Consider the following 13,656-nt stretch of genomic DNA (forward strand, 5'->3'; position numbering starts at 1 on the left):
TAGCGTCAACGCATTGAGAAGCCAAGCATCACTGTGACAAATGAAAAAGCCTCCATGCACACAAGCGCATGAAGGCTTCACAATCGCAAGAGCGCCATGCCGCAAAGCGGCGCGAACCCACCGGATCCGTTACTGGGCGGCGAAAAGATGCGGCATACAGACGCCCGCGCCAGGGGTGGCGTCTGCCGCTTCGGAATCAAGCACGACCCACTCATAGGCGCCAGGCGTGGCGAAGACCGCGCGCAGCAGCTTGTTGGTCATCGCATGCCCCGAGCGGTTGCCCACATAGCGCCCGAGAATCGGCCCGCCTGCCAGCAGAAGGTCGCCAAGCGCGTCCAGCATCTTATGGCGCACCGCCTCGTCCTTGTGGCGCAGGCCACCGGGGCTAAGCACCTTGTCGCCATCGATCACGACCGCATTGTCATAGGTGCCGCCAAGGGCCAGACCGTTCTTCTGCATCATCTCCACATCGGCACGGCGGCAGAAGGTGCGGCTATCCATCAACTCGCGCACGAAAGCGCCGTTGGACATGCCCAGACGCTTGTGCTGATGACCGATCGCCTTGTCGGTGAAATCAATCGAGAAATCGATCTCGAGCGTGCGGTTGGGTTCCAGTCGCGCCCATGCCTCGCCCTCCGTCACCTCGACGGGGCGCAGGATACGCAGAGCGCGCAACTGGCCGCCCACTTCCACCAGACCGGCAGCGCGGATGCCTTTGACGAAGGGGGCCGAGGATCCGTCAAGGATCGGCACTTCCGGCCCGTCGATTTCGATCAGCGCATTATGCACGCCGCAACCGGCCAGAGCGGCCATGATATGTTCGATCGTCGAGACGGTGATCCCGTCTTCGTTTTCGATCAGGGTGCAAAGGCGGGCATTGGTCACATTATCCCAACGGGCCGCGATCAGACCGTTACGGTTCGTCACATCCACGCGGTTGAACACGATGCCATGATCGGCGGGCGCAGGCAAAAGACGCATGCGCACGGGCTGGCCTTTGTGGAGGCCGACACCATCGAAGCTCACGGGTTTTGCAAGGCTGGTCTGCACGATCAATTCCTTTCGATTCTTAGCGACGAACGGTTGAAAGTTGTCCCTCGTTCCATCGCAACATCAGTTAAGAAAAACCTGCGACTTTCTCAACTCACTCTTTGCAACAGAATGAAACATTAACTACACGCCGTAGCGGAACCCCGCCAAGCACCCTACAACCCCCTGAATAAAAAAGAAAATAGGCCGGGAAAACCCGGCCTATTTTATGCATTTTGTGATCGAAATTTTTCAGCAAGATCGGCGCGATTGGCGTTTCTCACCGAGACATTTCAAACCGATCAGTTTGCCTGACGGCGCAGGAAGGCCGGAATCTCGATACGATCCTGATCATTGGTCTGCTCGTCATCATAGTCTTCCGCGCGAGCCTGCGGCTGCTGCGGTGCGGGCGCCTGAGCACGCGGCTGCTGACGGGCCGGTTGCTGCGCGGGCTGCTGCGCATCATGTGCGTGGCCGGTCATGCGGTTGATCAGCGAGTTGATCCCGAAACGCGGCTTCTCGGCCTGCGGCTGCGGCGCGCGCTCTGCGGCCATGCCCTGACGCGGTTGCTGCGGAGCCACACCCTGTGCCGGCTGACGGTTCACAGCGGCCTGCAGACGGGCAAGCGCCTCGGGCGAGGGCTGACCGGGCTGACGCGGACGCGGGGCCACATATTCGGCGGCCTCTTCGGCAGCTTCGTTATAATGCGGCTGACGCGACTGGTAGGTCGGGGCCTGCTGCGGCTCTTCCTGCGGCGCGGCATATTGGGCGCGCGGCTGCTGCTGGCGATATTGCGGCTGGGCAGCGGGTGCCTCGTATTGCGGCTGGGCTGCGGCCTGACGCGGCTGCTCGTAATGACGCTCGGCCTGTTGCGGGGCAGACTGGCGCATCTCCGCCTGTGCCGGACGGTATTCCTGTGCGGCACGGTGCTGCGGGGCCTGATAGCCGCGCGATTGCTGAACGGGCTGGGCCGAGGTCACGGCAACTTGCGGCTGACGCGGGGCCGGAGCCGGTTCTTGCACATGCGGAGCAGCCGCGCGAGCTTCTTCGGCCGCTTCCTGCGGATTGCGCAGCGGCTCTGCCAGAGTGCGACGCGGCACCGGAACTTCTGCCGGAGCGGCCAGAGCGTCGATACCGGTTGCCACAACCGACACGCGCATCATGCCATCCATATCGGGGTCGAGGGTCGAACCGACGATGATATTCGCATCCGGATCAACTTCCTCGCGGATACGGTTGGCCGCTTCGTCCAGTTCGAACAGGGTCAGGTCGTAACCGCCGGTGATGTTGATCAGCACACCCTTCGCGCCTTTCAGCGAGATCTCGTCCAAGAGCGGGTTGGCAATCGCCTTCTCTGCCGCCTGAATCGCACGATCTTCGCCCGAGGCCTCGCCGGTGCCCATCATTGCCTTACCCATCTCGTCCATCACGGCGCGAACATCCGCGAAGTCGAGGTTGATCAGGCCCGGACGGACCATGAGGTCGGTCACACCCTTCACGCCCTGATAGAGCACATCATCGGCCATCTCGAAGGCTTCGGTGAAGGTGGTCTTTTCGTTGGCAAGGCGGAACAGGTTCTGGTTGGGGATGATGATCAGCGTATCCACAACCTTTTGCAGCGCTTCCAGACCTTCTTCGGCCTGACGCATGCGCTTGGTGCCTTCGAACTGGAAGGGCTTGGTCACGACGCCAACGGTCAGCACGCCCAGCTCACGCGCGGCCTGCGCGATGATCGGTGCCGCACCGGTGCCGGTGCCGCCGCCCATACCGGCGGTGATGAAGCACATATGCGCGCCTGCAAGGTGGTCGACGATCTCTTCGATCGTCTCCTCGGCCGCAGCCGCACCCACAGACGGGCGCGCGCCCGCGCCCAGACCTTCGGTCGCCTTGATCCCCATCTGGATGCGCGCCTGGCTCTTGGATTGCTGGAGCGCCTGCGCGTCGGTATTGGCAACAACGAACTCCACGCCTTCCAGCGCCTGTTCGATCATGTTATTGACGGCGTTGCCCCCAGCGCCACCAACGCCGAAGACGGTAATCCGCGGCTTCAGATCCTGTTGATCGGTCATCATGAGGTTCAAGGTCATAGAGGTCCGCCTGTTTTTTTGGTGATTGGCCCTGTCCCGGCCGTTTGAAAAATTACCCTTATTTTACCAGAAAACGACGCGTCGTCACGCGAAAAACACGGTTAAGACACAAAATCTGGGCAGATCGAAGCGCGACTCAGCGGTATTTCGCGCAGTTCTCCGGATATGGTAGAATGACAAAAAACACCCCGGAAGACCTAGCTTTCGCGGCAGATACAGTTACGTCAACATTAAGATTGGCGCGCAAGCCTCTGGGCTTTACCAGTTATCCTTGAACCAGCGGAACGCCCTGCGGAAGCTGCGCCCGCCCAGCCGGTCGACGGGGATCTCGAAATCCCACCACTCGTCCTGCGGGTTGGTCGCATGCAGCGCCAGACCGACAATGGCGCTAAAACCGGCAGATGTCGCCTGCTGCGGCAACCCCTGCACGCGAAGCGGCCGCCCCAAGCGCACGTTATGGCCGAGGATTCGCGCCGCCATACCGTCAATACCGGGCAACTGGCTGGTGCCGCCCGTCAGCACGATCTGCTGGCTGGGCATATGCGAGAAGCCCGCCACATCCAGCCGCGCCTTGATCTCTTCGAAGATCTCCTCGACGCGGGGCCGGATGATGCCGATCAGCTCGGCGCGGGTGGCGGTGCGGCTGTCCTTTTCCCAATCGCCGGAATTGGCGGAAAGCTCGATCAGCTCGCGGTCATCCATCGAGGTCGCATGGACCCCGCCATGAATTGTCTTCAACCGCTCGGCCAACTGGCCCGAAACCTGAAGCCCCGCCGAAATATCGGAGGTGATATGATCACCGCCCATGCGCACGGCATCGGAGTAGATCATGTGTTTTTTCATAAAGATAGACAGGCCCGACGCGCCACCGCCCAAATCGATGCAGGCGGCCCCCAGTTCCTGTTCATCCTCGACAAGGCTGGCCACGCCCGACACATAGGCAGAGCTTGCCACACCGGCCAGCTCCAGATCGCAGCGCCGGATCGCATTCACAAGGTTCTGCAGCGCGAACCCGTCCACCGTCAGCAGGTGCATATCGGTTGCCAGCTTGCGCCCCGCATGGCCACGCGGGTCCGACAGGCCCGACCGGTGATCAAGCGCGAAATTGACGGGCTGGGCATGCAGCACCTCGCGCCCTGCCCCGAAATCAGGCACATCACAGGCGGCCAGCACGCGGCCCACATCCTGCCCCGTGACCTGATCTCCGGCAATATCGATCTGGCCGGTCAGCCCGTAGCTGCGCGGTTCGCCGCCCGCAAAGCAGGCAATCACATGATCCACACGGATTGCGGCCTTCTTCTGCGCGGCCTGCACCACGGTGCGGATCGCCCGCTCGGTCTGCGCCATCGTGTCGATCTCGCCAAAGCGGACCCCGCGCGATTGTGTGGTGGCCGCACCGATCACCTTGAAGCCCGCCTGCCCCGCCAGAGGCCCGCCGCCCTCCATCTCTGCCAGACCGCTCGGCCCTTCGATTTTCAGCACCAAGCACACAATCTTCGATGTGCCTATATCCAGAAGCGCAACAACACCGCGCTGCATCGCGGCCTTGCGCATATTGCGCATCGCTCTCTGGGCTTGGTAAAAATCGGGCATAGGATGCAATCTCGGTAGCTATGGCTCAGTAATTATGGGCGATGGCGCGATAACTTTCCATCGCATGGGGTGTCAGCCGGATCGTGGGGCGATCCTTGTCACGCAAATCGATCCGCGTAAAATCACGGGCAAGCACATCTTCGGCGGTATTCATCGCCAGAAGCCGCTCGACCGCCTGTACCGGCGTATCCTGCGGCAGCATCACGCGGCGATCTCCCTCCAGAACAATGTCCCAACGCCGCTGGCCCACACGGATCAGACCGCGCGCTTTGGGCAGAAGCGGCCCCATCGCCTTCAGGATCGCCAACGCCTCGGGAACCGCCTGATTGGCGCCGACACCGGCAATCAACGGCAGATCGGAGCGCGCGGCACGGTCGATCAGCGTCGCAACGCGATGCCCTCCGCGGTCCAGCATCTCCAGCCCCGTCGCCGTGCGCCACAAAATCACCGGCGTGCGTTCGGTCACCACCACATCCAGCACCCCGCCGGATTTGATGCTGATCGAGGCATCCGCCACCGCATCCAGCCGCATGATCGTCTCGCGATACTGGTCCAGATCGATATTGAAGGAAGAGACCGGCAAACCGGTCGGCAGCATCGTATAGACCGCCCGCTCGACCTCGGGGCTTGCTCCCTCGACCTTGAGTTCATTGACCATGAATTCGGGACGGTTCTGGATCGAGGCCTTGATATCCTCGTAGGTCTGCAGCATATCCGCGCGCCGACCGGAATCCCCGAAATAGATCCCCAGCCCCAGCACCACGGCAAAGGTCGGCACCCCGATACGGGTCAGCGACCGCACGATGGGCGTCAGCCAGAGCCGGTTCAGCCGGAAGGCCAGACGCGAGGGGGCTGGGTCCTTGCGGCGCGACGAGCGGCGCACGTAAAGCTGGCCCTGCTGGCTGCGCGAGGCACCGCCAACCGCGCGTGTGCCCGCCCATTTGCCCGCATCCGCCTTGGACGGATCCTGCGACGCCCCTACCTTCCGCATGAGGCATCCTCCACCATCCAGCGGCACAGCGCAGGAAAGTCGATCCCCGCCTGCATCGCCTGTTCCGGCACCAGCGATGTCGGCGTCATACCGGGCTGGTTATTGGTTTCCAGCAGGAACAACCCCGCCAATCCGCGCGTGTCATCCCAACGGAAATCGGTGCGCGAAACACCGCGGCAGCCAAGCGCCTTATGCGCCCGCAGCGCAAAATCCTGACAGGCCGTCGCGATCTCTTCGGGAATATCGGCGGGGCAGACATGACGCGAGCCACCTGCCGAATATTTGGCCTGATAGTCATACCAGCCGGTGGTCACGATCTCGGTCACGCAAAAGGCGCGGTCTTCCATCACGGCACAGGTCAGTTCGCGCCCCGGCACATAGGTTTCCACCATGACGCTTTCGGGCATGTCATCGGAAAGCTGCGGCGGGCTATTGGCCGCCTCCTGCACGATATAGACGCCGACGGAGGAGCCTTCATTATTGGGTTTGACCACATAAGGCGGCGGCAGGACATGGCGCTTACGCACCTCGTCGCGCGCGGCAATCACGCTGTCGACCACCGGCAGACCGGCCTGTGCATAGACCTGCTTCGAGCGGTCCTTGTCCATCGCGATGGCCGAGGCAAGCACCCCCGAATGCGTATAGGGAAGACGCAGCCATTCCAGCAGCCCCTGCACACAGCCATCCTCGCCCCAGCGGCCATGCAGCGCGTTGAAGACGACATCCGGTTCGATTTCGGTGAGACGCTGCGCCAGATCGGGGCCGGCATCGACCTCGATCACCTCATATCCCGCAGCCCGCAAGGCGATGGCGCATTCGCGCCCAGAAGAAAGAGACACATCCCGCTCTGCGGACGCGCCACCCATCAATACCGCCACAAGCTGGGTCGTCCTGCTCGACTTACCCGCCATACTTTGCCTCGTCGGGGTTTTCCCCGTTTTGCGCTTTTGGTTAAGCCCATCGGTTACTGCCAAAAGACGGCCCTTCTTCTATGGCCTTATCTTTCTCCGACGCGCATGATTTCCCACTGTAGCTCAATTCCGCTGTTGAGCAAAACCTTTTTGCGGACCTCTTCCCCCAAACCTTCCAGATCGGCGGCACTGGCACCGCCCGCGTTGATCAGGAAGTTGGAATGCATTTCAGACATTTGCGCCCCGCCAAGACGGGCCCCACGCATTCCGGCATCGTCGATGACTTTCCACGCCTTGAGATCATGCACATCATCGGCCCGCCCCGTAGAGCTGAACCCCGACGGATTGCGGAAGGTCGAGCCTGCGCTGCGCTCCTTGCTGGGCTGGGAGGCGTCACGCTTGGCGATCTGTTCGGCCATGCGGGCTTCGAGATCGGCGGGTTCGGCGGGGAGCCCCTCGAACACGGCATCGGTGATCACCCAGCCTTCCGGCAGCGCGCTCTGGCGATAGGCCAGATGCAGATCGGCCGCATGAAGGCGACGTGCCTCCCCCGCCCGCGTGACCACACCGATTTCCACCAGATGGTCGGCCACATAGGTGCCATAGCACCCGGCATTCATCCGCACCGCGCCGCCGACAGAGCCGGGAATGGTGCGCAAAAAGGTCAGATCCACGCCGCCTGCTGCCGCCTTGCGGGCCACATGCGCATCCAGCGCCGCAGCGCCCGCCCGAATGCGCGTGCCCTCGATCTCGATCCCGTTGAAGCCACGGCCCAGACGGATCACCACGGCGCGCAGCCCGCCATCCCGCACGATCAGGTTCGAGCCGACGCCCATCGGAAACACCGCAACCGTCTCCGGCAGCCCCGCCAGAAACGCGCAAAGATCGTCCGCATCGGCAGGCTGGAACAGCCAATCGGCCGGACCACCCACACGCAGCCATGTCAGCTCGGACAATGCGCGCTGCGGCGTCAGGGCACCGCGCGGCTGATAGGAAGAGGGAGAAAGCATATCGGTCATACAGGCGTTCCTAGCGAAGCCCTGTCAGCACGGCAAGCCCTCGCGCTATTTATCCCGATTTATCGCAAAAGGCGGATCGCGATCAGGCGTCCTGACGATTGTCCGCCGGACGCGGCTCGGCATGCAGGCGGGCAATCAGCCGGTGCAGCGGCCAACGCAGGACCGACATCCCCGCCGCCAGCACCACCAAGCCCCAAAGCGGCCCCTGCTGATAGGTCACCGCCCCGAGGATCGGCACCCCCGTCACAATCAGCACCCAAGCCGCGACCCAGTGCCAACGTTGCGGCCCCATCGCCAGAACCGAGGCAAAGACGCCCCATAGGCAGGCAAGGGTGAGCGAGAGTGACATTATGACGGCTCCATTCCTCTGATATCGGCCTTGGACTTCGGGTCTCTGGTGACGGGACCCCGCGTCGGGTCCGGCTGCCGGAAAACAGATGCTGGCCCCCTGCAATCGGGTTGCTGGCAAGAAATGGCCGGCCCATGACAGACCGGCCCAGTGCGACATCCTGACCGGCGGACAGCCCGGACATCGTCCAGAGACAAATCATGTCTCTGTTTTTCAACGCGCAATACGCCGGTTTCCGACGGCATGCGCCACACTTGTCAAACGCCCACCCCCTTCAAAGGTCGACGAAACAGATCAGGCGCCCAGCTTTGCCGGAAGCCCGTTGGCCCAGGTCGAAATCGTCCCTGCCCCGAGGCAGACCACGATATCGCCGGGGCGCGCCTGTTCACGCACCAGCCGCGCCAGATCGTCCTCGGACAGGATCGCGCGGGCATGGCGGTGACCATGCTGGATCAACCCCGCCACAAGGCCCTCGCGGGTCGCGCCCTCGATCGGGTCCTCGCCCGCCGAATAGACCTCGGCGATGGCCACCACATCGGCCTCGTTGAAGCAGGTGCAGAAATCATCAAACAGCGAATGCAGGCGCGAATAGCGGTGCGGTTGATGCACAGCAATCACCCGCGCGCCGGGCGTGCCCGAAACAGCCTGACGGGCCGCCTTCAGAACGGCTGCGATTTCAACGGGGTGGTGGCCGTAATCATCAATGATCGCCACGCCGCCCAGAACCTCGCCCACCTTGGTGAAGCGGCGGTTCACGCCCTTGAAATTGGCCAGCGCCTCGCGGATCTCGTCGCGCTTCATGCCCAGATGGCGGGCCACGGCCACAGCCGCCAGCGCATTGGACACGTTATGGTCGCCGGGCATCGGCAGGGTGCAGCCCTCGATCAGCTTGGCGCGGCCTGCCTCGTCATGTTCCTCGCCCTGAAGGGCTATGTCGAAATGCGCGATCCCGCGTTCATAGCGCAGGTTCAGCGCGCGCACATCGGCCTGAGCGTTAAACCCGAAGGTCGTCACACGACGGTCGGTCAGCTTGCCCACAAGCGTCTGCACCTCGGGGTGGTCGGTGCAGCAGACCGCCAGCCCGTAGAAGGGGATATTCGAGACGAAATCGTAGAACCCTTTGCGCAGGGCATCGAAATTGCCCCAATGCTCCATATGCTCGGGGTCGATATTGGTGACAATCGCAATTGTCGCCGGAAGCCGATTGAACGAGCCGTCGGATTCATCGGCCTCGACCACCATCCATTCGCCCTCGCCCGCCCGCGCATTCGAGCCATAGGCATGGATCACCCCGCCATTGATCACGGTCGGGTCAAAATTGCCCTTATCCAGCAGGGTGGCCACCATCGTCGTGGTGGTGGTTTTGCCATGCGTCCCCGCAATCGCGATATTCGAACGCAAGCGCATCAGCTCGGCCAGCATCTCGGCGCGACGCACAACCGGCAGGCCACGCTTGCGCGCCTCTTCCAGCTCGGGATTGCCGCGCTTGATCGCGGAAGAAATCACCACGACCCCCGCATTGCCGATATTCTCGGCGCGCTGGCCCTCATAGAAAGTGGCGCCCAGCTCTTGCAGCCGGTCGGTGATCTTGGAGGCTTTCGCATCCGATCCCTGCACCGTAAAGCCTTGGGTCAAAAGCACTTCGGCGATGCCAGACATGCCGATCCCACCCATGCCGATGAAATGAATCGGGCCAAGTTCACCGGGTAGTTTCGTCGCGTTCATCGCGCGTCTCCTGTCAGTTGTTCCACCATATCCACAAGCCGTGCCGTGGCATCGGTGATGCCATAGCTCTGGCTTGCGCGCGCCATCTGCAAGGCGCCCTCGGGGTTTGCAAGCACCAGGGCCACCTGTTCGGCCAAGGTCTCCGGGGTCATACGGCTTTCGGGGATCACAATCGCACCACCGGCCTCGGTCAACCCTTTGGCATTGGCGCTCTGATGGTCGCCCGCAGCGGCGGCGAAAGGCACCAGAATAGCCGGACGCCCGACCACCGAGATATCGGCCACCGACGACGCCCCCGAGCGCGAGATCACAAGCTGCGCTTCGGTCAGACGGCGCGGCACATCATTGAAAAACGACTGGACCTCGGCGGTGATACCCGCTTCTTCATAGGCGGCAATCACCCGCTCCAGATCTTCGGGCCGCGCCTGATGCGCCACGCGCAGATTGCGCCGGATCTCGGGCGGCAGCAGGGCCAGTGCGGCAGGCACCACATCCGACAGGATGCGCGCGCCCTGCGACCCGCCCATCACCAGCAGCGACATGGGATAGTCTCCCGGCACGATATAGGGGGCCCCTGCCCGCTCCAGCACGGCCCCGCGCACCGGATTTCCGGTATGGATTGCCCGCACACCGGCAGGCAGGTCGGTCGGCCAGGTGCCGCAGGCCACCGCATTCACCTTGGGGGCGAATTTGCGGTTGACCTTGCCCATCACGCCATTCTGTTCATGGATCGCACGCGGCAGCCCCAGCAACTGTGCCGAAGCCAATGCCGGAATCGTCGGATAGCCGCCAAAGCCCACCACAGCGGCAGGTTTGTCCCGCAGGTTGCGCCCCACCGCCGAGGCGATACCGCCCAGAATTTTCAGCGGCACCAGCAGACGCGCCAGCAGGCCCCCGCGCGAAAACGTCGCCGAGCTGACCTGCTCCACCTGCACCACATGCGGAAAGCCGCCCGCATAGCGCGCGCCGCGATCATCGGTGGAAAGCTTCACACGCCATCCACGGCGCACCATTTCTTCGGCCAGAGCCTGCGCGGGGAACATATGCCCCCCCGTGCCGCCTGCCGCGATCAGCAATAGAGGTGCCGCCTCCTGTGTCATGCCAGCCCCTCTCAACCGCGTTTGTTGCGCGCCAGAATATCCGAAATCTGCCCCTGCGGGCGCGAGCGGGTCAGCGCGAGCAACATGCCCACGGCAATCCCCGAGGCGATCATCGACGAACCGCCATAGCTGACAAAGGGAAGCGTCATGCCCTTTGCAGGCAGAAGACGCACAGCCACGCCCATATTGATAAAGGCCTGCACCCCGAACGCCGCGGCCAGACCACAGCCTGCCAGACGGGTGAAGGGATCACGCTCGCGCATCAGACGCAGCATCGAGCGCATGACGACCGTGGCATAGAGCGCGATGATGATCAGCACGAGGATCAGGCCGTATTCTTCCGCCGCGACCGCGATGATAAAATCGGTATGCGCATCGGGCAGCGACCATTTCACTGTGCCCTCGCCCACGCCCACGCCAAAGAAGCCGCCCTCCTGAATGGCGTTGGTGGCATAGCCGATCTGGGTACGCGGATCGACCTCCGAGGACAGGAAGCCATTGATACGGCGGGCAAAGTGGTCGGAAAGGTTATAGGCGGTAAAGCCCCCGATGGCTGTCAGCCCCCCGATCGAGACAAGCAGCATGATCGGCGCGCCCCCGACGAAATACATCACCATCCACGAAAAGAGGATCAGCGAGGCCTGACCGAAATCGGGCTGCATCGCAAGGATCAGCACGATGATGACCATCAGGATGAAGGAATATAGCCGACCGGGCGGGCCTGCGATCTCGTGAGCCGCCGCCATGAACCATGCTGCGGTCACGATAAAGGCAGGCTTGAGAAATTCCGAAGGCTGCACGGATGCAAAACCGAACGAGAACCAGCGGATCGCCCCCTTGCCGAAATCCGTGCCGACGAAGGGCAAGGCCAGAATGGCGGCAAAGCAGGCAAAGAAGGCCAGCACGCCCACACGTCGCACCTGACGCGGGCTCATCATCGAGGTCAGCAGCATGGCAACGATGCCCGCACCGCCAAAGAAGGCCTGACGCTTCACATAGTAAAACGCCTCAAGACCGTTCTTCTCGGCCAGCGGCACCGAGGCCGCAAGCCCGAGAAGCATCCCGATCCCGAACAGGATCAACACGCAAGACAGCGCCCATTTGTCAAGGGTCCGCCACCAGCGTGGAAGTACAGGTTCACCGACGCGCGAAGGCGCGGTGCCGAAAACCATATCTGTCATGGGCTGTTACTGCCGTACTGCCTCGAAAAAATGCCCGTTTTCCGGGTCTGCCTTCGATGCTAGCGCAATTTATGCCTTATGGCCAGATAAACTATGTCCGATTTACGGCGCATTTCGCAGGATTTCGCCACGAGATTGCCGCGATCTGTGCGCCAGAACGCGCGCCGCTCCTACTCAGGAAAATGCATGGCCATCCCATAAAAGGGAAAGCCTGATTTATACAACGGAAAACCTTTGCGATTCTCAGTCGGCCAGCGCCTCAACCAGCGCGACAAAATGCTCGCCGCGCTTTTCGAAACTGCCATACTGGTCGAAGCTGGCCGCCGCCGGTGCCAGCAGCACGGTATCTCCGGCCACCGCATCGCGCGCACAGGCCGCCACAGCGGCGTCCATCGTTTCGCAGATCTCATGGTCCAGCCCCGTCAGCTGCAAGGCGAAATCCCGCGCCGAGTGGCCGATGAAATAGGCCTTTTTCACATGTTCGAGATCCTTGGCCAGCGAGGCAACCCCGCCCTCTTTCCCAAGCCCGCCCGCAATCCAGCGGATATTCTTGAAAGCCTGAAGCGCCTTGGACGCACTATCGACATTGGTCGCCTTGGAGTCGTTGACCCACGCCACCCCGCCTTTCTCGGCAACGGTCTGGCTGCGATGGGGCAGACCTGCAAAGCTGTGGAAAGCGGCCTCGATCTCGCGCGGAGCAAGCCCGATGGCGCGCAGTGCCGCAAAGGCCGCACAGGCATTCTGATGGTTATGCGCCCCCGGCAGCCCCTTGATCGCGCGCAGGTCGATAGAGGCCACCTGCCGCCCCTTGCGCCATTCGGCCAGAAACCCCTTGCGCGCGAAAACCGACCAGCCCCAATCGCCCAGCTTGCGCGACACGGCAATACGGATCAGCCGGTCATCCTCGCGGTTGGTGGCGATCTGATTGGCCAGATAGACCCCTTCGGGCTCGTCCACACCAATCACCGCCCGATCCGGCCCGCCCTCGGCAAAGAGCCGCCGCTTGGCCGCGAAATAACCACCCATTCCCGCATGGCGGTCCAGATGGTCCGGCGACAGATTGGTGAACACCGCCACATCCGGCGTCAAGGCCCGCGCCAGATCGGTCTGATAGCTCGACAATTCCAGCACCACCACATCGCCATCCTCGGCAGGCTCCAGATCCAGCACACCGCGCCCGATATTGCCCGCCATCTGCGACCGACGCCCGCAATGGGTCAGAACATGATGGATCAGCGCGGTGGTGGTGGATTTGCCATTCGATCCGGTCACACAGATCGTCTTCGGGGCCACGTCGAAGCTGTCCCAGTCCGGCCCCGCCCAAGAGCGGAAGAACAGCCCGATATCGTTATCCACCGGCACACCCATCTGCATCGCCTGCGCGATAATCCGGTTGGGATGCGGATAAAGATGCGGAATCCCCGGCGAGACCACCAGCAAGGCGACATCCTCGAAAGCCCCCGCCTTCGACAGATCGCGGCAGACAAACCCCGCCGTCTCCGCCCGCGCGCGGCCCTCCGGACTGTCATCCCACGCCAGCACCTCGGCCCCGCCCGCCTGCAACGCTGCCGCTGTCGCCAGCCCAGAACGGCCCAAGCCCAGAACGGCAATCTTCTGCCCCTCGACACCGCGTACTGCAATCATGACAAAACCCTTCCCATGTCGCCTGTT

Annotated in this window: 11 protein-coding genes; all 11 read right to left on the minus strand. The window is 62.7% G+C overall.

Features of this window, described 5'->3' with window-relative positions; all coding sequences use genetic code 11:
• Positions 1-129: 129 nt before the first annotated feature.
• The 11 genes from lpxC to murD all read right to left on the minus strand — a co-directional run bounded on the left by lpxC (position 130) and on the right by murD (position 13,629).
• Positions 130-1,050 (minus strand): UDP-3-O-acyl-N-acetylglucosamine deacetylase, encoded by a 921-nt coding sequence (gene lpxC / locus AC2ISB_RS08400; protein ID WP_486574702.1) that lies wholly within the window; start codon positions 1,048-1,050, stop codon positions 130-132.
• Between the two features lie 281 nt (positions 1,051-1,331).
• A complete protein-coding gene (ftsZ, locus tag AC2ISB_RS08405) occupies positions 1,332-3,116 on the minus strand; it encodes a cell division protein FtsZ (protein ID WP_339107783.1) in 1,785 nt (594 codons plus the stop codon).
• Between the two features lie 258 nt (positions 3,117-3,374).
• On the minus strand, positions 3,375-4,709 hold the full coding sequence (gene ftsA, locus AC2ISB_RS08410) for a cell division protein FtsA (protein WP_339107784.1): 1,335 nt from the start codon (positions 4,707-4,709) through the stop codon (positions 3,375-3,377).
• Positions 4,710-4,734: 25 nt separating this feature from the next.
• Complete coding sequence (locus AC2ISB_RS08415; RefSeq protein ID WP_486574703.1) at positions 4,735-5,700, minus strand: cell division protein FtsQ/DivIB; 966 nt, start codon at positions 5,698-5,700, stop codon at positions 4,735-4,737.
• Positions 5,688-6,611 (minus strand): D-alanine--D-alanine ligase, encoded by a 924-nt coding sequence (locus AC2ISB_RS08420; RefSeq protein WP_406721055.1) that lies wholly within the window; start codon positions 6,609-6,611, stop codon positions 5,688-5,690. Before AC2ISB_RS08420 ends, AC2ISB_RS08415 begins: the two co-directional genes overlap by 13 nt.
• A gap of 86 nt (positions 6,612-6,697) precedes the next feature.
• Positions 6,698-7,621 (minus strand): UDP-N-acetylmuramate dehydrogenase, encoded by a 924-nt coding sequence (gene murB / locus AC2ISB_RS08425; RefSeq protein ID WP_486576779.1) that lies wholly within the window; start codon positions 7,619-7,621, stop codon positions 6,698-6,700.
• A gap of 91 nt (positions 7,622-7,712) precedes the next feature.
• Positions 7,713-7,979, minus strand: a complete 267-nt coding sequence (locus AC2ISB_RS08430; RefSeq protein WP_339107788.1) for a DUF2484 family protein — start codon at positions 7,977-7,979, stop codon at positions 7,713-7,715.
• A 294-nt stretch (positions 7,980-8,273) separates the two neighbouring features.
• Positions 8,274-9,704 (minus strand): UDP-N-acetylmuramate--L-alanine ligase, encoded by a 1,431-nt coding sequence (gene murC / locus AC2ISB_RS08435; protein ID WP_339107789.1) that lies wholly within the window; start codon positions 9,702-9,704, stop codon positions 8,274-8,276.
• On the minus strand, positions 9,701-10,804 hold the full coding sequence (locus AC2ISB_RS08440) for a UDP-N-acetylglucosamine--N-acetylmuramyl-(pentapeptide) pyrophosphoryl-undecaprenol N-acetylglucosamine transferase (RefSeq protein ID WP_339107790.1): 1,104 nt from the start codon (positions 10,802-10,804) through the stop codon (positions 9,701-9,703). The genes murC and AC2ISB_RS08440 overlap by 4 nt, the downstream gene beginning before the upstream one ends.
• Positions 10,805-10,815: 11 nt before the next feature.
• On the minus strand, positions 10,816-11,985 hold the full coding sequence (ftsW, locus tag AC2ISB_RS08445) for a putative lipid II flippase FtsW (protein ID WP_339107791.1): 1,170 nt from the start codon (positions 11,983-11,985) through the stop codon (positions 10,816-10,818).
• A 243-nt stretch (positions 11,986-12,228) separates the two neighbouring features.
• On the minus strand, positions 12,229-13,629 hold the full coding sequence (murD, locus tag AC2ISB_RS08450) for a UDP-N-acetylmuramoyl-L-alanine--D-glutamate ligase (protein WP_486574704.1): 1,401 nt from the start codon (positions 13,627-13,629) through the stop codon (positions 12,229-12,231).
• Positions 13,630-13,656 lie beyond the last annotated feature (27 nt).

The organism is Thioclava sp. NS-SX20, assembly GCF_057380695.1.